The 586-nt window shown below is 46.8% G+C and carries 1 pseudogene; it reads left to right on the top strand.

Features of this window, described 5'->3' with window-relative positions:
* Window positions 1-257: 257 nt before the first annotated feature.
* Window positions 258-586 (top strand): annotated as a pseudogene (locus Q1A70_RS20300) (hypothetical protein); the annotation flags it as partial.

Here is a 586-nt window from a genome sequence, read left to right as displayed (position 1 = left end):
GCAGCGATGTTGTGTGATGGATTATAAGAAGTCAGCAGAAGGCATAGTACTTTGAGGAAGTACAACTCAAAGGAAGGCCTGAACTGAATATATCAAGAAGCAGTCACTATTTACTCAATCATGTGGGGTCATAGCAAGATGAATAACATCTCTACGTTCCAATGGGCGATACCGCAAGTAAAGCTCATGGTCACGAAGAATGACAAGCATGGTCGGCGTAGAAAGGAGGACGAGTCTTGGTGAGCCCAACTGCGCTGATGGAGCAAATCTGCTCTTCAGCGAACTTGAACCATGCTCTAAGAAGAGTGAAGAAGAATAAGGGATGTGCAGGTGTCGATAGGCTCGATATCACAGCAACCATCTCAAAACTTCGTCAAGCTTCAAACGGGCAAGAGCTCCGCCAGAGTCTTCTGGTTGGGAGCTATCAACCTCACCCCGTTCTTGGTGTAGAAATCCCCAAACCTAATGGTGGCGTAAGGCAATTAGGTATCCCAACGGTGCTTGATAGGATAGTCCAACAGGCGATCACATCGGTGCTGTCAGGTATCTATGAGCCCAAGTTCTCCAATAGTAGTTATGGATTCAG

Source organism: uncultured Vibrio sp., assembly GCF_947488985.1.
Classification (GTDB): Bacteria; Pseudomonadota; Gammaproteobacteria; order Enterobacterales; family Vibrionaceae; genus Vibrio.
The sequence above is the reverse complement of the archived record's forward strand: the minus strand, read 5'-3'. Positions and strand labels throughout refer to the sequence as shown.